This is a genomic window from Klebsiella sp. 64, assembly GCF_018223915.1.
Taxonomy (GTDB): Bacteria; Pseudomonadota; Gammaproteobacteria; order Enterobacterales; family Enterobacteriaceae; genus Klebsiella; species Klebsiella pneumoniae.
This window is the reverse complement of record NZ_JAGRQZ010000012.1, coordinates 183450-203849: the sequence shown is the minus strand read 5'-3', so window position 1 is coordinate 203849 and position 20400 is coordinate 183450. Positions and strand designations below refer to the sequence as shown.

General features: G+C 54.4%; 21 protein-coding genes and 1 pseudogene. 6 read left to right on the top strand and 16 right to left on the bottom strand.

Features of this window, described 5'->3' with window-relative positions; all coding sequences use genetic code 11:
- From KHQ23_RS10115 to KHQ23_RS10085, 7 genes and pseudogenes are all read right to left on the bottom strand, one after another.
- A pseudogene (locus KHQ23_RS10115) lies at positions 1–389 on the bottom strand (tail assembly protein); the annotation flags it as partial.
- A gap of 391 nt (positions 390–780) precedes the next feature.
- Positions 781–2694, bottom strand: a complete 1914-nt coding sequence (locus KHQ23_RS10110) for a ClpP-like prohead protease/major capsid protein fusion protein (RefSeq protein ID WP_121598664.1) — start codon at positions 2692–2694, stop codon at positions 781–783.
- Positions 2691–2885 carry a hypothetical protein gene (locus KHQ23_RS10105; protein WP_044067013.1) on the bottom strand — a complete coding sequence of 65 codons (195 nt, stop codon included), beginning with the start codon at positions 2883–2885 and terminating at the stop codon, positions 2691–2693. The genes KHQ23_RS10110 and KHQ23_RS10105 overlap by 4 nt, the downstream gene beginning before the upstream one ends.
- A 478-nt stretch (positions 2886–3363) precedes the next feature.
- On the bottom strand, positions 3364–5487 hold the full coding sequence (locus tag KHQ23_RS10100) for a DUF927 domain-containing protein (RefSeq protein WP_121598665.1): 2124 nt from the start codon (positions 5485–5487) through the stop codon (positions 3364–3366).
- Positions 5484–5783: a DUF4222 domain-containing protein gene (locus KHQ23_RS10095; RefSeq protein WP_121598666.1), complete on the bottom strand. Its 300-nt coding sequence runs from the start codon at positions 5781–5783 to the stop codon at positions 5484–5486. The genes KHQ23_RS10100 and KHQ23_RS10095 overlap by 4 nt, the downstream gene beginning before the upstream one ends.
- 4 nt (positions 5784–5787) lie before the next feature.
- Positions 5788–5988: a hypothetical protein gene (locus tag KHQ23_RS10090; RefSeq protein WP_127900054.1), complete on the bottom strand. Its 201-nt coding sequence runs from the start codon at positions 5986–5988 to the stop codon at positions 5788–5790.
- On the bottom strand, positions 5981–6241 hold the full coding sequence (locus KHQ23_RS10085; RefSeq protein WP_121598667.1) for a host cell division inhibitor Icd-like protein: 261 nt from the start codon (positions 6239–6241) through the stop codon (positions 5981–5983). Before KHQ23_RS10085 ends, KHQ23_RS10090 begins: the two co-directional genes overlap by 8 nt.
- A 133-nt stretch (positions 6242–6374) precedes the next feature.
- Between KHQ23_RS10085 and KHQ23_RS26295 the strand changes: the two genes are divergently transcribed.
- Positions 6375–6566: a toxin-antitoxin system HicB family antitoxin gene (locus KHQ23_RS26295; protein WP_121598668.1), complete on the top strand. Its 192-nt coding sequence runs from the start codon at positions 6375–6377 to the stop codon at positions 6564–6566.
- Positions 6567–6720: 154 nt separating this feature from the next.
- Here KHQ23_RS26295 and KHQ23_RS10080 read toward each other — a convergent pair whose 3' ends face one another.
- The 3 genes from KHQ23_RS10080 to KHQ23_RS10070 form a co-directional block, all read right to left on the bottom strand.
- Positions 6721–6927, bottom strand: a complete 207-nt coding sequence (locus KHQ23_RS10080; RefSeq protein ID WP_074192852.1) for a helix-turn-helix domain-containing protein — start codon at positions 6925–6927, stop codon at positions 6721–6723.
- A 111-nt stretch (positions 6928–7038) separates the two neighbouring features.
- Positions 7039–7680 (bottom strand): hypothetical protein, encoded by a 642-nt coding sequence (locus KHQ23_RS10075; RefSeq protein ID WP_077267714.1) that lies wholly within the window; start codon positions 7678–7680, stop codon positions 7039–7041.
- Positions 7673–9112, bottom strand: a complete 1440-nt coding sequence (locus KHQ23_RS10070) for an integrase family protein (protein WP_064166689.1) — start codon at positions 9110–9112, stop codon at positions 7673–7675. Before KHQ23_RS10070 ends, KHQ23_RS10075 begins: the two co-directional genes overlap by 8 nt.
- 759 nt (positions 9113–9871) lie before the next feature.
- Here KHQ23_RS10070 and KHQ23_RS10065 point away from each other — a divergent pair.
- Entirely contained in the window at positions 9872–10144 is a 273-nt protein-coding gene (locus KHQ23_RS10065; protein ID WP_004889691.1) for a hypothetical protein, read from the top strand.
- Between the two features lie 68 nt (positions 10145–10212).
- Here KHQ23_RS10065 and KHQ23_RS10060 read toward each other — a convergent pair whose 3' ends face one another.
- Entirely contained in the window at positions 10213–10578 is a 366-nt protein-coding gene (locus KHQ23_RS10060; protein ID WP_004900718.1) for an HdeA/HdeB family chaperone, read from the bottom strand.
- 301 nt (positions 10579–10879) lie between these two features.
- Here KHQ23_RS10060 and evgA point away from each other — a divergent pair, with 301 nt between their 5' ends.
- Together evgA and KHQ23_RS10050 are read left to right on the top strand one after the other, a co-directional pair.
- Positions 10880–11494 (top strand): acid-sensing system DNA-binding response regulator EvgA, encoded by a 615-nt coding sequence (gene evgA, locus KHQ23_RS10055; protein WP_211776876.1) that lies wholly within the window; start codon positions 10880–10882, stop codon positions 11492–11494.
- 4 nt (positions 11495–11498) lie between these two features.
- Positions 11499–14741, top strand: coding sequence for an ATP-binding protein (locus KHQ23_RS10050; RefSeq protein ID WP_211776877.1), 3243 nt, complete (start codon positions 11499–11501; stop codon positions 14739–14741).
- A 90-nt stretch (positions 14742–14831) separates the two neighbouring features.
- Here the strand turns inward: KHQ23_RS10050 and KHQ23_RS10045 are convergent, their stop codons facing one another.
- A complete protein-coding gene (locus KHQ23_RS10045; RefSeq protein ID WP_004144810.1) occupies positions 14832–15494 on the bottom strand; it encodes a YfdX family protein in 663 nt (220 codons plus the stop codon).
- 240 nt (positions 15495–15734) lie between these two features.
- On the opposite strand from KHQ23_RS10045, the gene KHQ23_RS10040 reads away from it, so the two are divergent.
- Together KHQ23_RS10040 and hdeB are read left to right on the top strand one after the other, a co-directional pair.
- Positions 15735–16310 carry an HdeD family acid-resistance protein gene (locus KHQ23_RS10040; RefSeq protein ID WP_002917651.1) on the top strand — a complete coding sequence of 192 codons (576 nt, stop codon included), beginning with the start codon at positions 15735–15737 and terminating at the stop codon, positions 16308–16310.
- 26 nt (positions 16311–16336) lie between these two features.
- Positions 16337–16642 (top strand): acid-activated periplasmic chaperone HdeB, encoded by a 306-nt coding sequence (hdeB, locus tag KHQ23_RS10035; protein WP_002917655.1) that lies wholly within the window; start codon positions 16337–16339, stop codon positions 16640–16642.
- 52 nt (positions 16643–16694) lie between these two features.
- Here hdeB and KHQ23_RS10030 read toward each other — a convergent pair whose 3' ends face one another.
- From KHQ23_RS10030 to KHQ23_RS10015, 4 genes are read right to left on the bottom strand one after another with little or no spacing between them, the layout of a single operon-like run.
- Positions 16695–17498: an MIP/aquaporin family protein gene (locus KHQ23_RS10030; RefSeq protein WP_002917658.1), complete on the bottom strand. Its 804-nt coding sequence runs from the start codon at positions 17496–17498 to the stop codon at positions 16695–16697.
- Between the two features lie 53 nt (positions 17499–17551).
- Positions 17552–19375: a diol dehydratase reactivase subunit alpha gene (locus KHQ23_RS10025; protein ID WP_002917661.1), complete on the bottom strand. Its 1824-nt coding sequence runs from the start codon at positions 19373–19375 to the stop codon at positions 17552–17554.
- A gap of 12 nt (positions 19376–19387) precedes the next feature.
- The gene (locus KHQ23_RS10020) at positions 19388–19813 is read right to left on the bottom strand and encodes a glycerol dehydratase small subunit DhaB3 (protein WP_002917670.1); all 426 of its coding nucleotides are present in this window, start codon (positions 19811–19813) and stop codon (positions 19388–19390) included.
- Positions 19814–19815: 2 nt separating this feature from the next.
- The gene (locus tag KHQ23_RS10015) at positions 19816–20400 is read right to left on the bottom strand and encodes a propanediol/glycerol family dehydratase medium subunit (RefSeq protein WP_021440746.1); all 585 of its coding nucleotides are present in this window, start codon (positions 20398–20400) and stop codon (positions 19816–19818) included.

Below are 20400 nucleotides of genomic sequence, written 5' to 3'. Positions count from 1 at the left end.
ACCTGCTTATTCGCACCTTCCTTAACACCCCATGGCTGATCGAAAACAAAGGTTGCAATAGCTCCCGCGGCGACGAGCACGGCCCCCATTATTGTCTGAAGCAAACCGGATTTTTTGCTGCCGGCAATAACCGGGACAATGCGAATAGCGTCACCCGTTACCGGATAACCCAAATCATCGGCGCCAATATTTGTCTTACCCCTGAAAACAGCAAAGGTCAGCCCCTTGTCTTTGCTATCGATCATGAATCGCTCAAAACCCGGAATTGTCGCCGCTAATGCCACGCCTGCTTCCTGAGTCGTTCTGATTACTCGGTGGTGAACACGACCGAACGTCTTAGCTAATACACCACTAAGTTCAATACGGGTCATCACTTCTTTACTTGGCATTATGTCTTTCTCCGTTAGAGTAAATTGCCGCCAATGCTAATTTCAGATCGTAATACTTTCTCTTACAGCTACTGCCCGACTCAGGCGGAATGTCCTGCAGGCGCTTTGATACCGTTTGTCGGTGAACTCCGGTGACGTCGGCCAGTTCAGTAATTGTCAGCCGTATTGTTTTCATCATTACCCTCCGATGATGATGAACAAAAAACACACAACCCATCATCATTGCCACTTTTTAAGATTTTCATGCATTTAAAATCAATCAGTTAGCAAATGATGATGATGTCTATAGAATTCAAAAACCAGCCGTTTCCCGCGAGCGCGCCGCCCCGTGGCAGGTCGCCCCGCCCGGAGGACCCACGAGAAATGGGCAGCCGTGGCCGCCCCTCTGCTCTTATGCCCCACTCGATTTGACCAGCCCGCGGTAGTCCAGCGCAGCCACACCTGCATCGATGCGCACCTTCCAGGCGATACCATCAACGGTGAAGCCCTCCTGCTGCTCAAGATATGGCGTATCCATCCCGTCGAGATAAGCCACCTCGATGGTGTCTGTGCCCTGTGCTGCTGCGACATACCACTGCGCGTTATTGGCTTTATCCAGACGCGGCTCAACGATCACCTGTGCCATATCTTTAACCACGTTGATAATGCCGGGGTTCTGGTTCAGAGTGCCGTCCTGGTCTACCGGGAACAGTGAGGATGAAGAAAGTACAGCGCGATTCGCTGCACCTTCCAGAGCCGCAGGAACAAGGATGTAGGCTGGAATAACGTTAATTGGATCGCCGTTCGCGTCCTCTTGCAGTCGCATAGCCTTACGGGCTTCATTCAGTCCGTCTGTGTCCATCCCTTTAGCGATGAGGTTTTTATGGTCGGCATGGAATAGCGGCTTACCGTCTGTAAACTTGCTGTTCGCAGTCAGGTTCAGATAGACCAGATTCCCTACAGTACGCGCAGCAGCACGGCCCATAGCCTGAGGAACGGTCGTCAGTTGGCTCAAATCGTCATTGATGATGGCCTGGCGGGTAATGGAGAAGATATTGCCATACGTCGCAAGCGCGATAGGTACGCCGCTGTCACTGGTAGTGACATATTTGTATTCAGCCCCCTCTGGCACCTTTTCCAGCTCAGAAAAGCCGTTCAGCCCAACGCGCTTGGCTTCATGGAAGTTGGATAGCGAGCCGGTTTTCGTCCACTGCTGGAAAGTTTCACCGCTGTTCTGCCAGCCTGTAAGAACAGATTTCTCAGCGCCACCAGCAAGGATATGGGAAAAGTCGCTGGTACTGTGCGTAAAGGCCAGATTCACAATTTGCGAGCGGTTGCCAAAGCCGCTGATACTAATGCCACGATCCACCAGCGATGCCTGAGCCATATCAAACAGGCTCATCATGGCATAAGGGTTCCCGCGTTCGGCGCGTTCGTGACCCAGACGGGCATTTAACCCCTGTCGAATACCGTCACCCACGATGTTACCGTTGCCCACATAAACATGGGAAAAAGAGTTTTTGTTGGATGGTGTGGCATTTCGCCCTATTTCGGCCAGCAGCAGGTCTTTTGCTTTATCCGGTGTACAGTCGGCATCTTCCAGGCACTGCATTTTCAGCGCATCATGCTTGCCGCCAAACATGGCAAACAAATCTTTAATACCGTTGATACGGTTCTGTTCCGGCACAACTGAACCAGTAGAGCCTTTAGGTTGGGTGATCATCCCTTTGATGTTTTTGGGCATATGTTCAAAATCCTCAATTCGTTTTGATTCGATGCGAGCCATCGCACTGACGGCCGGCAGTAACTCATCCGCAAATCCCTGCGCCACACATTCTCTACCATCCATCCAAGTCTCCTCCTCCAGCAGAGACGCCAGCACCTCAGCAGACTTACCTGTTTTGCGTGCGTAGGCGGGGATCAGGACGTTTTCCACCTTGTCCAGCAACTCGGCATAGTCACGCATGTCATTGGCATTTCCACCGGAAATGCCCCACGGCTTGTGAATCATCATGAGGGCATTTTCCGGCATGACGATACGATCACCCGCCATTGCAATAACGGATGCCATAGAAGCTGCCAGCCCATCGATATACACCGTGATTTTTGCCGGGTGTTTATTCAGGAGGTTGTAGATAGCGATGCCGTCGAATACGTCACCGCCGGGTGAGTGGATGTGAAGGCTGATATGGGAAATATCGCCCAGGGCTTTCAGGTCTTCAGAGAACTGCTGAGCAGTAATACCCCAGCCGCCGATCTCCTCGTAAATACTGATATTGGCGCTGGTGGCGTCGTTGGATGCTTTAATGGTGTACCAGCCTTTCATAGCCATGCCCCCAGCGTATGGTGATGCCAGTAGTTCACGCTGCTACGCACAATCTGGCCTTTAGTGGGTACAGGCATTTCCGGGTGATTCTTGCGGATGAATGCCTGGTACTCTTCGATCTTCTTCATAGTTTCAGCATCGATATGAACCGTACCGCCTTTATCGTGCTGCTTATTGTTCCGTTCTGCCATCTTCTTACCCTTATCGTGATTGATGGTACATTCGCAATCATTGATCAATAAAAGTGGTAAGTAAAATCATTTTAATCAGAAAAACAGATTAATTAGATTGAGGCATAAAAAAACCGGGTTTACCCGGCAGCAAGATTTACTCAATTTTTTTATGCGTATAGATACAAAACGTGGTGGGTTACGTGGGTTATTGGGTTATCTTCGCTTGCTAAGTATTTTTTATTTCATACATTCAACGAGTTAACATTTAATCAACACAAAAACGTAACCCACTAACCCCATGAAATAACCCACTAAGCCGTTTTTAAAGTGGGTTACGATTTCGCTGGTGGGTTATTTTGCCCTGTCAGTGGGTTATAAACGGGGTAAAGTGGGTTACGAGTGGGTTACGATGTTCCTTTAAAATCATTACCTTAATGCACTTATCCACTGTATAACCCACGTAACCCACTAATTTTTACCTCACGTGTATAAAAAATTACTCATCATCAGGTGAGAACATCAGCACATAAAACACATGCTGCTTGCCGCCCATCTTGCGTAGTGCTTTCTTCTTGTGCCTCCCTTTATCCCCGGTCTCAAGCATCCCGGCACTGGCTAAAGCCCTGGCAAATTGCGTATGGTTAAAGCCTCTGGCTATCTCCTGCTCAAATGCCGCGGGGAAGGTGTAGAACTTAAATACTTCATCACTGGACTGACTTCCCGTTCTGTACCCCGCAAGCTCTTTAATCGGCAGATCGCGAGCGTCGCTTTCCGGGTATGGAAGGTAACGGCTAAATCCGTAGGTATTCAAAAACGCTTCGCACTGCTCGATGATTTGTTGGTGCTCTTTGTTCCCGGTGCCGAACTCTTTCACCCAAGCATTAAAACTGTACTGGATAGCGTCACGACAGGCCTGCTCACTCCATCCGGTTATTGTCGTACCCGTTACCAGCGCTGCCTCCAGAATGGCGAAACGCTCAGCCACACGGTGAACCTGTTCGCCGTAGTCTGCCGGGATAAGGCCACGCCAGCGCGTCTGCGCGTCCCTTACAGCCTGTTTTGCTTCCTGCTGGTGGGTTGCCAGCCACTTAACCCACTCACGCCCCGCCGCTCCGTGGTTATCGATCCACGCCTCTTTCAGAGCGTCGGCATGGGCCTTTCCGTTCGGCTGACCGTTAAATACCGTCGATTTCTCCATCGGGATATTCAGCAGGCGCACCAGTTGCCCCGCTTTGACCTTTAGCCCACCAGCAGCAAGGAAGGTTTCAATATCCATCTCTCCGGTGCTGATCGCTACGGTGCGCCAGCGCTTTAACTCGCGGTTTCCCCCCTCTTTAGCCCCCTGCAGCTTTCCGGCGCCGTTGAACAGGGTATAAGCAGACGTAGCCACATCACGCGCGTTGCTCCCCTGCCCGATTTCATCCAGCGGTAGCAGGCCATCATTGTGCGCCTCCGCTTCATTGGCTATACCCAGCGCGGTTCCGTACCAGGTGAGGCGCAGCGCGTCCGGTTCGCCCCAAAGACTGCTCGCAATATTGGCTGTAGTCGTTTTACCCGCGCTCGACTGCTCGAAAAGGTGAACCCCGAACCCATCAGCACCAACCAACCCCACCAGCGGCGCAGCCAGCGATGTGGCAACACCCAGCATCATTGACGGGTTGCCACCAGCCAGCCGGGCCACCGAATCACGCCAGCCTTCCGCCGTTCCTGCCACCACATAGCCGCCCGCCGCCGCGCTGCGACCGTTAAACAGAATCGGCGTTTCCGGATCCCCGATAACTTCGCCGTCCGGCATGATGTACGCGCCGTGCTGCCATCCGGATGTGTGGCTGATCCGCCATTCCTGCCCGGTGCTACTTTGTTGTAGCCAGTCGGCCAGAATCGCCCGGTATGTGCTTTTCGTTGTAACCTGAACACCACCAGATTTCAGCACCCGCCAGCCCTCTCGCTCCCCGATATCCGCACACGGTATCGCCCTGGTGATTTCTTCCCGGCCACACGCCGAACGCCAGCGCAAAACAAGATATCGCTCTGCTCCGTCACTACCAGACCCGACAACTTCAAGCGGGGAACATAACCACGTTTCATTGTTGATGATCTCGCCGCTATCCTTATCCACTTTTGGGGTTATCCAGTACAGGCCATCATCGCGGCTCTCAACACGGGGTTTCAATTCATCACTAGTGTCAGGCTTCGGCTCTCGTTTCTTCACCGGAAGATTTACCACTGTGCTCTCCCCGCTCTCCGCCTCTTCCCTGAGACGCTTAAGATAATCATGCCAGTCCTCCGGATGGCGATCCGGAATGCCTTTATACAACTTGGCATCCTGCACACCTGCGAGCGCCAGCCGGACACCAATCGCGTTAATCATCAGCGGCTCAATCTCGCCAGCCAGGTACACCCGCGCAGCTCGGCGGCCATCATCGATAATGCGCAGATTGTCCAGTTCCTCCAGTTGCCTCGGCCCCAGATAAACAGGAGGCGTGGTGTCTTCCGCAATCTGCTTACCTAATCCCTCTTCCCATTGTTTGGCATGACTCCATGCGTCAGCACCAGCAAAAATAATCGCCTCCGTAAATTTGTCCTTCGGCAGCTGCTTCACGTTCGGTGCGTTTTTCATTTCCCTGCTCTCTTAGCGGCAATCATCGCGCGAATTTTCTTTATCTTTTCTGCTGTATTGTTGGTGTCGCACCATTCGGCGATTGTCTGGCGCTTCACTGGCGTGAACTCCCTCAGAAAACGAACCGCAGGAAATGCACATTCCCCCGTATACCCGTTGCGAATAAAACAGATGCGGTTTGGTGTCGCAGATAAAACCGTTACACGCTCTCCCCGTTTATCCTGGTAAACATCGCCCGGGAGGATCTCAGGATGAGTAAGACCCCCGGAGGTAAATCCGGTATTTTTCTTTCTCATAGCTTTAATCCCTTTCTACTGGGGTTACGCGATATCCGGCACGTTCAAGCAATTGATTAAACAGTGTCGGCGTTCCGATTATCTCATCCGGCAGCAATGGTAAGTCAGATTTCACAAGACCATTTTCAACATAAAGCATGATGCGGCCGGAAAAATCCAGGGGGACGTGGAGATCAACATTAAGTACCGGAATCTGACTATGCATGGCGCACCTCACCGTTATCGAACGCCAGCGACATTCCGGAGGCGTAATCGTGGAAAGCAAAGCGGCAAGGGAATTCTGTACGAATCTTTGCGGCAAAGGTCAGGCTCCAGCCAGGAAACGCCTGCCGTGCCGCATCCTCTGTATCTGCACTAAAACGGACGATTACTGGATGGCAATTAGGATGGCTTTTAGGCTTAGCCAGGAACAACCATGTAAATTTAGGGCGAGTTTGGGTATGCTGTGATCCAGCCATATTCGTTACCTCGTATAACGTTTTGGTTAGACGCCCTGGCACTGTTCCCGCAGTCCGGGGCGTTGTTTTTTCAGGTATACACATGTTAGTGTATGGACCTAATGTCAATGATAGTATTTTAACGGGTCCATACATGTCAACAATAAAGAGAGATAAAAGCCCAAAGGGCGCAGGTAAATCACCGATTTTTAGTATGCGCTTAAGTCCGGAATTTAAGGAACAACTCGATGAAGTCTCTGCCAAATCCGGTGTTAGCCTTGGTAACTGGATGAAAGAGCTAGCGCGCGCAGAATTGCGCCGGCAAGGAATCGAGCCGAAAGGCTGAGAGGTATACGCCATCGCCGTACCCGGCAGGTATACGGAAAAAAAAGCATCCCGGCTTTGACCACCAGCGGCAAGCCAGATACCCTGAATATGTTTAGTGTTACTGCATTGGCGGCCCAGCATGGCCGCCTTTGTTTTATCTGCCATAGCCCACCTCACGCCGTCTGAGTTCTACGCGTGGAATCCAGATAAGCATCAAGATCGGATTTGAAATAAATGACCTTGCGCCCGACTTTATGAAATGGGATTTTTACCCGCCCTGTATGAGCCCAGTTCGCCAATGTCTGAGCATTAACGCCAAGGTGAGCAGCGGCCTCATTGCGGGTGAGTCTCTTAGGAGTATTCGATTCAACTAAATGCATAAGTAGCTCCGTATATGACAAGTTAGCACCGGAGTTACTCTATTGTTGATGAAAACAATTAGGCAGGCAGGGATAAGAGCTATGCAGGGTGCATAGCTACTATGCACCTACCTACAAAATCAATGAAAATGACGTTGCTTTTGATGTTACAGGAGGTTTTATTTTGGCTGCCTTAATCCAACGATCAAGAGTGTCGATGCTAACCTGTCCATTGAAATACCCATGGAGTTTTTGACACATCCCATTCTTACTAGCCGTAGGGTAACGGCTCCATGTGTCCTTAGCGATCCTAATTGCCTCGCTGTAATGTTTATTACGTGGCTTCTTCGCATTTTCTTTTAGTCTTTCTTTGTATGCTCGATCTTGGAGGTCTCGTAATACATTAGGATATATGCGCATTCTCAACCTATCGGCATAGATTCTATCGGCCACAGTCTGAGCTATCTCAAACTGAGACTGAGAATACAGGAGAATAGCCGCACTCATTGCCTGAGAATCGTCCTGGGAGCATTTGATACCATATTTCTCTGTAAATAGTACCAACTCTGATAACTCGCCACTTAATGTCAGTCTATTAAAGGCATCGGAATACTTATCTGGAATTTCATATAAAACAGGTTCTTCATAATCTTTTTTATTTATGGTTAAGGCATTCAATACGGCGTTAAAATCACCGCGTAAAGACGAAAGTTTAATAGCTCCAACTGAAACCTGATGAATAGCCTCTTCAATTTTTTGAGTTAAGTTAATCATTAGCAGCTCCTGCAGAAGTCTGATTCATCAGATTGAAAATTAGCGTCCTTTTTTCTTCATCACTCATCGATGCCATGACTGCCAGCAGCTGTGCATCAATAGCCTTTTTACTCTCCATCAGTCCAGCCTTTTCCAACAAATAGCGCTCCACTTTCTCAGCATGTTCCTGCAACTCATCAGCGCCAAAATGCAAGTACCCTTCCGTTACGTCAGCGCTACGTAGTGTTCTATGGTTCAACAGCCGTTTAATCAAGTCATGCCCCAGGCCAGCAAGAGCAGCAGCAGATCCAAACGTACGGCGGGCATCGTGGTATTTGAAACTAACTGGCGGCAAAGCATCAGGATTAGGTACAGGAACAGTTGCAGCGACAATCCTGTTTATTACCTTTCTCGACTCACTGATAACACCACCATCTTTTCCGGGGAATACATATGGCTCATCACCTTTTCGAAGTGATAACCGGCGGCGGAACATTTTCAATAACGAGGGGATAATTGGAAGTTCCAGCGGATCGCCGTTCTTCGTCTTATCAATCCAGAAGTAAAGGGCAGGAATATTAACCCGACTCCACTCAAGTTGAAGAATTTCAGACTTACGGAGTCCCGTAAACATCGCCATATATATTGCGTCACACGCTGCTTGTGCGAAGTCATCGCGATTTTCAGCGGCCTGCAGGCGTACCTGCTCAATAGCTGCGAACCAGCGTCCCAGATCGGTATTCCTGACACGCTCAGTTTTACGCACCAACCCGTGCCAGTGCCCTTTAGTGCTCAGTACCATAGTCGGCGGTTCAGGTAACAGACTACGGCCCTCATCGTCCCGATAATGATCCCATGCAAAACGGAATACAGCCCGGATAGCTCGTCCCCAGGCATCGGCCTGTGATTTGCTTCCCGTTCCGACACCTGCGCGAAACTTTGAACGATCCTCACCAAACCACACAGTACCTTCCGAAATGGCTTTGTGTCGCTTCTCTACTCGTTCACGGGTGATATGCAGCATTGGCTGATTCATCCAGTCACCGGAATAATTGGTGAGTAGCCCTCGGTATTGATCAGCTGTGGTCTGGCTAATCCGGTGCCCTCTCACCTTCAGGCGCTCTTCAAAAGCATCCAGCAACGTTATCAGCCGTTTTTCATCCTGCTTCCGCAGGTCGTTTGGGTTCTTCCGGGTCATGCTCATTTCACCCAGAGACCTTATGGCCATCACTCTGGCATTTTCGACGCTTAGATCCGGGAATCGCCCCAGCGTCACCCGAAAGTGCTCACCGTGCTTTTTACGCGAGACACTGAACGTCTTCACTCCACCAGCGGTAACGCGCAGGATAAGCCCGGGTACCTCAGTATCACGGTATTCCACCCGGGAACCTTTTAACGCCGGAGGTAAACCCTCAATTCTCGATTTGGTAAATCTGAACGTTTTTTCAGTCATACTCGTTGCGCAAAAAAGATCGTTTGGTCACGGGGGTTCCATTCTGGGGGTCCCGTGGGGGTGCCATAAACAGGTAAAACAGAGTATTTCTGGTTATTTATACAGTGTCAATGAGTTTGTTAACTCATTGATTTATTATGACAAAGTATCTTAAGGTAGGATGGTAACGCCATTCTCATAATCGCTTGGTCGTTGGTTCAAACCCAACAGGGGCCACCAAATTTTAGATTTAAAATCATATAATTAAGCCACTCGAAAGAGTGGCTTTTTTGTTCCTGAATTTTAAAATGGCACCACAAACCGCTGAGCAGCGCGCATGGCTTAGCGTGTTGTCGCTATCCCATTAAGAGGATAAAAAGTCCGTTATAACGCAGGGAAAATTTGCGCTTACGCTAAAACAGATAGCATTCTGCCTTAGCAAAATATTGCTCAGAGCATCTCGGGCAGCCCATAATCGCCGCACTCCTGTTGACTTCTGTCTAACTACGCAACGTAGTCTTAAAATATCTTTCATTCCTGCAATGCTGGAATTCATACTACTCACGATAAATGTAACAACACAGGTCAATTTCCGAAAAATAACCATAGCCTGCGCCAGCTGATCGAAATCAACGCGTTCCTCCCCCCGCTCTTATATATAACCCGCTGACTTACAAAAAGGATGAAATGATGAAAATACGGGATATATCAATCAGTACCTGTCTGGCACTGTTATTAATGGGTTGCGTAGCTAAACCACCCATGGCGACGGAAAATGAAATGAAAGAGGCCGCCGCGTTTGCTTTTAATGTCGATGCTTCGCAGGTGACAATTTCCGATGCGAGGCAGCAGGATGTGAAAACCAACTTTGTGGCCACTATCGGCAAAACCAGCCATCGCTGCTATGTGACGAAAGCCGCCGAGCCGAAACTTTACGGGCTGATCCCACTGGGCGGCGGTAGCACCGTCTCAGATGCCATCTGCGCCGGCGCCAACCCGACGCTAGCGAGCAAAACCTGCGACGCCCTGTCGCAGAAAGCGGGCCGCTGCTGAGCCTTTGCGCAGAAGAAGGCCGCTAACTGCGCATTTAATCACTTTTTCTGCCGTTTTACCGCGGTCGCTTAGTTCAGCGACCGCACCTGCTGATAAGAATTGAGCCGTTCCCGCAGCGAGGTGAGCCAGACATCCGGCTCCTGACGGCAGATTTCGGTGAGGATCGGCGTCAGCACCAGCTCGGCTTCATGGAAGTCGGTCCACTCCGGCGGCTCCAGTGAAAAAGGATCGTTCATCAGCCAAATCACCATCGGCGTCCAGGCGCGCGGATCCAGTTGCAGATAATCCTGACAGCGCATCATATCTCGGGTCCGCGCCTCATCGGGGACGACATCCTTTCCCACCGCGGCGCTACTCATTGCCAGTACTGTTATTCCTGCCAGCAGATGTTTCCAAACCCATTTTCGCCAGAAGGCGCGTTTTTCTTTCGCCATTGTTATTATTTTACCTGCCAGTTGTCGCCGGACGATATTCCCGAGAACTCACCTTAATAAGAGCAGATTAATCGTTTGCATTTTTTTTAACAGCAGACCGCGCTGAAGCAAGTGAACGCCCGTTCCTACAGCTGTCATCCAGCTATGCAAATATATTCGTCTGGCTCAGCTCCACAATATTTCCCTGGCCCAAAACGATTTGTGTTACAATTACGCCTTATAACGGCATCGATAAAAATAACCCCCGCCGCACCTGCACCAGGCATCGCCCTTCTTTTTTCATATCAGGATTTACGCCCCCATGAATGCGATAATCATTGACGATCATCCATTGGCACGTATCGCCATTCGCAACCTTCTCGACAGCAACGGTATTACCGTCGCGGCAGAGCTCGACAGCGGCGCTCATGCCGTGCAGACCGCGGAAAGCATGCAGCCTGACCTGCTCATCGTCGACGTCGATATTCCGGAGCTCAGCGGTATCGAGGTGCTGGAGCAGCTGCGCAAACGCCGCTACCAGGGAACAATCATCATCATTTCCGCTAAGAATGAACTGTTCTACGGCAAACGCCGCGCCGACTGCGGAGCAAATGGTTTTGTGAGTAAAAAAGAGGGAATGAATAATATCCTCGCCGCAATCGACGCAGCCAATAATGGCTACAGCTATTTCCCCTTTTCACTGGAACGCTTCTGCACCCACGGCATCACCGATCAGGACCGGCTGGATACGCTGTCAACGCAGGAGATGAAGGTGTTCCGCTATATTCTCAGCGGCGTCGACTACACCACCATCGGCAGCAAAATGAATATCAGCAATAAAACGGTAAGTACCTATAAGGTCCGTCTGATGGATAAATTAGGCTGCAGCACCCTGCTTGAGCTATATGACTTTGCGCAACGCAATAAAATAGGGTGATGGCATGGCGGTTCGTCTTATTTTATCCGTCGTTGTCGGGCTGGCGCTGAGCCTCTCGCCTGCCGCGTATGCCATGAAACAGCTGGAGCTGAAGAGCCATTCTCATATCGCGGCGATCGATATCCCGCTTAGCGGTAAGGAGAAAGCATGGCTGGCGGCGCAGCCTACGCTGACCGTCGGGACCTGGCTTCCCGAGAGGACGCCCATCGTCTATGACGGCGACGAGAAAAGTTATCAGGGCATTAACGCCGACTATCTGGCGCTGATGGCGCACAGCCTCGGACTGAAGGTGATTATCCGCCAGTATGACACCGAGCAGCAGGCGCTCACCGCCCTGGCCGACCGCCAGGTGGATACCCTGCTCACTCAGGTGGCGCACCGGGATGCGCTCGCCCCGGGCCTGGATCAATCCGCGCCGCTGCTTAAAACCTGGCCGACGCTGGTCACCTCGCTGAAATCCCCTCTGCCGCCGCTGACCACTGACCGCCGCGTCACGCTGGCCTGCACCCGCGATTGCGCTTTTTTCGATATTATTCAGCAGGCGTTTCCCAACGCCAAAATCACCCTTTATGATAGCGACTATCAGGCTCTCGCCTCGGTGGTCAGCGGCGAGAATCAGTATTTTATCGGCAACAACATCACCACTGGCCACTGCATCTCGAAATATTTCTCGCAATCGCTGGTTATCGCGCACTATTTTCGTCAGCAGGAGCAACACAACCGCTTTGTCACCCGTGACGATCGGCCAGAGCTGCATCAACTCTTCGACCGTTTTATCCATGCCGTCGACAGCGACACCGCGATGCGGATCATGCAAAACTGGCTCAACCGTGGCGATCTGTCGTTTCTCAATACCCCGCTTACCTTTAGCCCCGAAGAGCAGCGCTGGCTGCAGAAGTATCGTCGCGTCCGCCTGCTGGTGAACCCCTATTTTCCGCCATTTACCCTGGTGGATAACGAGGATGAACTGCGCGGCATCATGGCCGATATGCTGAATATTGTCTCACTCCAGACCGGCCTGCAGTTTGACCCTATTCTGGTGCGCAACCGTCAGGCTCTGGCAAAGCGCATGGAAAAAGAGGACTGGGCGATCATGCCCGCCGCCACCCTGACCCCACAGCCGCAGGCCTACGTCACCCTCAGCGATCCGCTTATTAACGTGGCCTTTGTGCTGGTCGCCCGCGGCAGCGCCCCCGACCAGCATCTGCTGACGCGCTCGGCACGGATCGCCCTGCCGGTCGGGCCTATCGCCGCCCATGATCTGAAAGCGCGTTTTCCGCTGATTAACTGGGTGGAAACGGATAACGTTGGCGTCGCCATGAAGATGGTAGAGGAAGGCGAAGTGGATGCCGCCGTAGCCTCGGAGCTTTCCGCCCGCTATATGATCGACCACTACTATCCACAGGGTCTGCACTACACCCGCATTGATGGACTCCCCGTCGCGGCCATTCGGCTGGCCATCCCGCGCGATGAACCGGTGCTGGCCGCCATTCTTAACAAAGCGCTGCAGGTTATTCCGCCACGGGATATTCTGCAGATGACCGAGAAGTGGTCGAAAATCTCCAGTCAGCAAATAGAGAACTGGAGCCAGTACAGCCGCCAGTTTTACCAGCTGATCGCCTTTGCGCTGGTGCTGATCGCCATCAGCCTCGGCTGGGGACTCTCCCTGTGTCGGGAAGTGCGCAAACGTAAAGACTCCCAGCAGCGGCTCGAGGAGGAGCTGGCGCAGAAGGAAGCCCTCTCCTGTGCGCTGGAGCGCGAAAAAGACAAAGCGATTCAGGCGACAAAAGCCAAGAGCCGCTTTCTGGCCAGCATGAGCCACGAGCTGCGCACGCCGGTGAGCGCCATCGTCGGCTTTCTGGAGCTGCTGGCGAAACCTGAGCTGAACGTCGGCCAGCGTAAAGAGGCGATCGAGCTGGCGGGGTCGACGGCGCAAACCCTGCTGGGACTTATCGGCAATATTCTTGATATCGACAAGATTGAATCGGGAAAATACCAGGTTACCCCGCAGTGGAGCGATGTCGCACAGTTAGTGTCGCAGCAGTGTCATACCTTCGACGCGCTGGCGCAGCAAAAGGGCATCGATCTGCACTACCATAACGCGCTGCAGGAAGGGACCATGCTGTGGGTCGACCCGCAGGCGCTACGGCAAATCCTCAATAATCTCATCGGCAATGCGCTGAAGTTTACCGTCGAAGGCGCAATTCAGGTCTCCTGCCGGCTGACGCCGGCGAATGAGACACAGGGAGAGCTGGCCCTCATGGTTAGCGACAGCGGCTGCGGGATCAGTGAAGCAGAGCAGGCCACCCTCTTCCACCGCTATGCCCAGGCGCGCCAGGGACGACAGCAGACCGGCTCCGGATTGGGGCTGGTCATTTGCAAAGAGCTGGTTGCGCTGATGCAGGGTCGCCTGGAGATGGTCAGCCGTCCGGGCGTGGGGACCACTTTCACCATCACGCTGCCGGTCAAGGCGAGCCGCTGCGCGATCCACGCGCCGCAGGCGTCGCCCGCCAGACCGCAGGCTCTACCCGGGCTGGCGATACTGATAGCGGACGATCACCCCACCAACCGGCTACTGCTCAAGCGCCAGCTCAGCACTATCGGCTATAGCGTCGATGAAGCCTGCGACGGTGAAGAGGCAGAGAATAAGCTCGCCAGCAAACATTACGATCTGCTGATAACGGACCTCAATATGCCGAAGAAAGATGGCCTGGCGCTGGCGGCCTCGCTACGCCGTCGCTATCCGGGCCTGGTAATTTGGGGCGTGACTGCCAGCGCGCTGCCGCAGTCGCGGGAGGCGTGTCTGGCCAGCGGCATGAATATGTGTCTGTTTAAGCCGGTGTCGGTCCAGACGCTGAGTCATGAGCTCAGCCGTTTAGCGGTGGGCCGCGCATCACCTCACGCTACCCGGCACCTGAAGCTCAGCGTGCTGAGCGAGAATACGGGGGGAGACCAGGCGCTGATGAATGAGATGCTGGAGACGTTCCGCGATGCGTCGGCCGCGGATTTACAGGCTGCCGGACAGGCAATCGCCCGGCATGAGCCGCAGATCTTTCTGCGGGCGCTGCACCGTCTGCACTGTTCAGCACAAATTCTGGGGATTACTGCGCTACAACAACTGTGCGCCCCTTTTGAGGCAAAGCGGCCTGATTCGCTGACGCCGGCAAGCTGTCTGGAGGTGGTACAGCGCATCACCGGCGTCATGCGCGAGATCGATGGCGAAATCGACGCCCTGATCGGCCGCTAGCCGTTCCGCTCGGGCAGTCCGCCTGCCCGAGCGTTAAGGGGACATCCTTGTCAGTTTTTTCCTCTGCGCTCTCTCAGGGTGGAACAAGTATCAGTTGCCTGCCACCAGCATCTCGCTATCCACCACAATGCCCTCTTCAGCGCCCTTCAGCACCAGATTCGCTTCGTAATATTTACCGGCTTTCAGCAGTTCTTGCGCCTGCGCTACCGCCTTACGGGTCTGGTTAAGCGGCATCAGATACTGGTTCTCAATCACGCCAATACCGGCCAGACGCAGGGTATCGATAGCCCCTTTCTGATCGCCTTTCGCCAGCTTTTCGTTGGCGGATTGGATAGCGCTCTCTTTTTCCGGCGTGGCCACATAGTCTTCAGACAGGGCGATAGAGGCGTTAATGATCACATAGCGATCGGCGATCATTTTGGCTTTAGCATCAGTTTTCACAAACTTCGCCCAGCTGGCATCATCGGCGGCCAGCAGCGCGGCGGCGTCGTCTGTCAGTTTTTTGGCGCTATCCGGCTGGCCATGGAACAGCGCCAGACGGGCGAACTGGATGTCGCGCATCGCATTCGCGCCCTGCACCGCCACCTGCAGCACATCGGCGGCTTCTTTCTGTACCTGCGTCGTGGCTGCCGCGGCTGGCGCTGCCGTCGCGCTATCTGTTGCCCATACCGGAGAGGTACTCATCATGGTTGCCAGCAGGCTCGCCAGAATGACTTTTTTCATCGTTGACTCCTGATTAAAATCGGTAAGCATCACCAAACGCAGCCAGCTTAAAAAATATCGCGGGCATTGAGAATCAGAGCCCGGAAGTAATATTGCGGGCCTGGTCTGACAGCTGTCAGACCAGGCGTATAAAGTGGCCTCGGCGCTCTTATTTACGCCTGCCGATCGCGCGGCCTACTATTTTCCTCAGACCTTTCTTTTGGCCCGCTGAATAAACCCTCACGCTTTTTATTCAGCGTCAGGCCGCCAACCGGGATCTGCGGAGCAATTATGTTTATGTTTAGCCATTACACCTTAAATGCGTTTAGCCCACGCGTCTTCATTCGATATAAACGGCATGCCTGCCTGATGGCGGTATTGCTGTTTATCTGCGGAGCCTGTTGTCTGGCCTGGCCGTTGGTCGCCGGCTGGTATCTCGCCACAGTAACCGGCATGTTATTGATGATCTGCGGCTTCTATTCGCTGTACAGCCTGATTGTCTTCCGCCAGCAGCACTGGAAATCACGCCTGGTGGCGCTGATCTTCGCCATCGCCTGGATCGTGCTCGGCCTGAGCTTTGTCGTCAATCCTCTCAACGGTATGAGCAGTCTGGCCATTTTATTTGGCTTTTTATTTGTTCTCGGCGGTATTTCCCGCATCGTTAACGGATGTCAAACCCGCAAACAAAGCGGCGCTGGCTGGAATATTTTTATCGGCCTGTTGGATTTACTTATCGCCTGCCTGTGGCTGGCCATGAACCCGCAGCAAAGCTGGTTATTTATTACCGCCTTTATCGGCGTTGAAATGATATTTAGCGCCATCGGCTTGTTGGTCCTGCGCAATAAAATGAAGCACGCTCAGGCTTAAGCCCTATTTTGTCACTGGAGAAGAAAATGAATTTACCTAAAGCACTCGTATTGACCGTGGCGGCTACCACATTCTGTCTGATGACCAGCCCGGCGTTCGCGGTTGAGGAAACCACGCCGCAGAATATGACCTGTCAGGAATTTATGGATATGAACCCAAAAAGCATGACCCCGGTGGCCTTCTGGGTAGTGAATCGCAACACCGACTTTAGCGGCGGCGACTATGTTGACTGGCATGAAGTCGAGACCGTTTCGGTACCGAAAATGCTGCAGGAGTGCCACAAGAACCCCGCCGCTAAACTTGGCGATCTCAGCGCGGTCATCAAAAAATAACCCCCCCCGGCATCAGGCCGGGGAAACCCGCCGCGCTGCGGCGGGTCCCGCTTTACTCATCGATACCGCATTCGCACGGCAGATGGCGGCCGATAAGCTTGCGATACAAAAACGCCCCGATAATCGCCCCCACCACCGGCGCCAGCAGCGGCACCAGAAAGTAAGGGATCGCCAGCCCACCGGTAAAGGCGATCGAGCCCCACCCGGCCAGACTGGTAAACAGTTTTGGGCCGAAGTCGCGCGCCGGATTCAGCGCAAAGCCGGTTAGCGGCCCCATCGACGCGCCGATCACGGCGATCAGCAAGCCAATCAGCAACGGCGCCAGCGGCCCGCGCGGAATTCCGTTGCCGTCGTCGGTCAGGGCCATGATCATCGCCATCAGGATTGCCGTGATGGTGGTCTCCACGGCAAACGCTTGTATAAACGTGATATGTGGATGCGGGTACGTGGAAAAGACCCCGGCCAGGTTAAGACTGGCGGCAGTGCCGCGCACGATATGCTGACTCTGTTCAAGATCGAGAAACAGCTGGCGATAGAGCCCATACACCAGCGCGGCGGCGCAGAAGGCCCCGGCCGTCTGGGCAACAATAAACGGCAGCACCTTGCGGCGTTCAAAACAGGCGAACAGCCACAGGGCAATGGTCACCGCCGGATTTAGGTGCGCGCCGGAGACACCGGCCGTCAGGTAGATGGCCATGGCGACGCCAAGGCCCCAGATAATACTGATCTCCCACTGACCAAAGCTGGCCCCGGCGACCCGCAGCGCAGCGACGCAGCCCGCGCCGAAGAAAATGAGCAATCCGGTGCCAAGAAACTCGGCCACGCACTGCCCGGTTAAGGTAGAAGTCTGGTTCATTATCGGCATCCTGAAATAGCACGTTAAAGAGAGAGGCTGGCGCGAGCGCCCGTTTAATTCGCCTGACCGGCCAGTAGCAGCCCGGTGGCGACCGCATTGCGCGGCCCTTCTGTTCCCCGAATATTGCCCTGCCCGGCGACCACGCCATAGTGCGACAAGGCTTCCGTGATAAGCTGCGGGATCTCAAAGTCCAGCGATGAGCCGCCCACCAGCACCACAAAGGCGATATCGCGAATGGAACCGCCGGGTGAGACCTGGCGCAGCGCGCGCAGGCAGTTGGTGACAAACACTTTCTCTTTCGCCTGCCGGCGCACGAGACGAATTTTTTCCAGCGGGCTGGCGTTATCGATCGGCACCAGTTCGCCCTCCTTGATGTACACCACTTTGGCGAACACCGCCGGGCTGAGGGCTTCCCGAAAGAACTCCACCGCGCCATTCTCGTGACGAATACTGAACAGGCTTTCCACTTTGGCCAGCGGGTATTTTTTTATCGCTTCCGCCAGCGAAAGATCCTCGAGGCCCAGCTCGGTTTTAATCAACAGGCTGACCATATTCCCCGCCCCGGCGAGATGGACCGCCGTTATCTGCCCCTCCGCGTTGACGATCGCCGCATCCGTCGAGCCGGCGCCGAGGTCGAGGATCGCCAGCGGCGCCGCACAGCCGGGAGTGGTTAACGCCCCGGCGATGGCCATGTTGGCCTCCACGCCGCCCACCACCACCTCGGTCTGCAGTCGGGCGCTCAGTTCGCGGGCGATAACCTGCATTTGCAGACGATCCGCTTTCACCATCGCCGCCATCCCGACGGCATTCTCCATGGCGCACTCGCCGGCCATCCCGCCCTGCACCTTGCGCGGAATAAACGTATCCACCGCCAGCAGATCCTGGATGTATATCGCGCTCATCTCATGGCCGGTCAGGGACGCCATTACCTTGCGCACCCGCTCAAGCATGCCGCCGGCGTGAGTGCCCGGTTCGCCGCGGATGTCGCGTACCGGAGCGCAGGCGCTCATCGCCTGCATGATGGCTTCCGCGCCCTCGGCGACATCGGCCTCTCCGCGACGCTTTTCGCCGCTAATGTAGAGGTTGCCCGCCGGGATCACCCGCGACTGCACATCCCCCTGCGGGGTCTTGAGCACCACCGCGGAACGGTTGCCAATCAGGGCGCGGGCGATGGGGACGATGGCCTGGGTCTCTTCCGGGCTTAGCCCGAAGAAGGTGGCGATCCCGTAGGGATTCGACAGGATCCGCACCACCTGGCCCGGCGCGGCCACTTCCACCGCCGCCATCACCCCCTCGGGGACCTGCTCCAGCAGCGTCACTTCATCTACCACCGGCAGGGTTTTACGCAGGCGGTTGTTCACCAGCACGCCGTCGTCCTTTTTGAGGATCGCCGCCACCACGTTGATCCCCCGGTCGAGCGCCTCATTGAGCCACCACACGGCGTCAAGGAAATCGACGGCGTCGTCAATCAGTACGATCCACCCCTCGGCATACTGCGCCGCCGGCAGCGTCGCCAGCCGCCCGAGGGCGATAGTCGTCCCCACGCCAACGCCCACCCCGCCCGGCGTCTGCGGGTTATGACCGATCATGGTCGATTCGGTGATAATGGTCTCGGTGATGGTCTCCATCGCCACATCGCCAATCACCGGCGCGGCTTCGTTAAGATAGATGCGAGAGACATCGCTCATCGACCACGGTGTTTTCGCCAGGGCCTGCTCCAGCGCGGCGAGGGTCCCGGCGATATTGTCCCGCGTCCCTTTCATGCCCGTCGTCGCGACGATCCCGCTGGCAACAAACGCCCTCGCCTGCGGGTCGTCGGACGCCAGCGCCACCTCGGTGGTGGCGTTGCCGATATCAATCCCGGCTATTAACGGCATGCTGACCTCCGCTTAGCTTCCTTTACGCAGCTTATGCCGCTGCTGATACACTTCCGCCGACTCCCGGACAAAGGCGGCATTCACTGTCGCATGCCAGGTGTGCTCCAGCTCGTCGGCGATCGCCAGCAGCTCCGCCTGCGAGGAGCGGAACGGGCGCAGCGCGTTATAGATAGCCAGAATGCGCTCGTCAGGAATGGCGATAAGCTCCGCCGCGCGGCGGAAATTGCGCGCCACCGCATGGCGCTGCATCTGCTCGGCAATCTGCGCCTGGTACTCAAGGGTCTGGCGGGAGATCCGCACATCCTGCGGGCCCACCTCGCCAGAGAGCACCTTCTCGAGGGTAATATCGGTCAATGGTTTACCGGTAGGCGTCAGGATATGCTCCGGGCAGCGGGTGGCTAACGGATAATCCTGCACGCGCATGGTTTTCTCGCTCATGGTCACTCCCTTACTAAGTCGATGTGCAGGGTGACGGGCTCGGCGTCCTGCACCACATGTTTGGTCTCTTTGATATGAAATAGCGCGGCTTTGGCCATAAATTTCGGCCGCACCATCTGATCGTTCACCACCGGCACCGGCGAAGGTGACTCTTTGCGCGCATAGCGCGCGGCGTTTTTGCCAATCTGCCGGTAGGTCTCCAGCGTCAGCAGCGGCGCCTGGGAGAACAGCTCCAGGTTGCTGAGCGGCAGCAGATCGCGCTGATGGATGACCGTGGTCCCCTTCGACTGGATACCGATGCCGATCCCCGAGCCGCTCAGGTTGGCAGCATCCCAGGCCATAAAGGAGACGTCGGACGTGCGCAGAATGCGCACCACCCGGGCGTGAAGCCCCTCTTCTTCCACCCCGGCAATCAGCTCTTTGAGGATCGCGCCATGGGGCATATCGATCAGAGTGTGATGCTGGTGTTTATCGAAGGCAGGGCCGACGCCGATCACCACTTCATCGGCGCGTTCATCGGCAGAAGCTACCCCGCCCTCGCGGGTTTTCAGGGTAAAAGAGGGCTGAATTTGGGTTGTCTGTTGCAC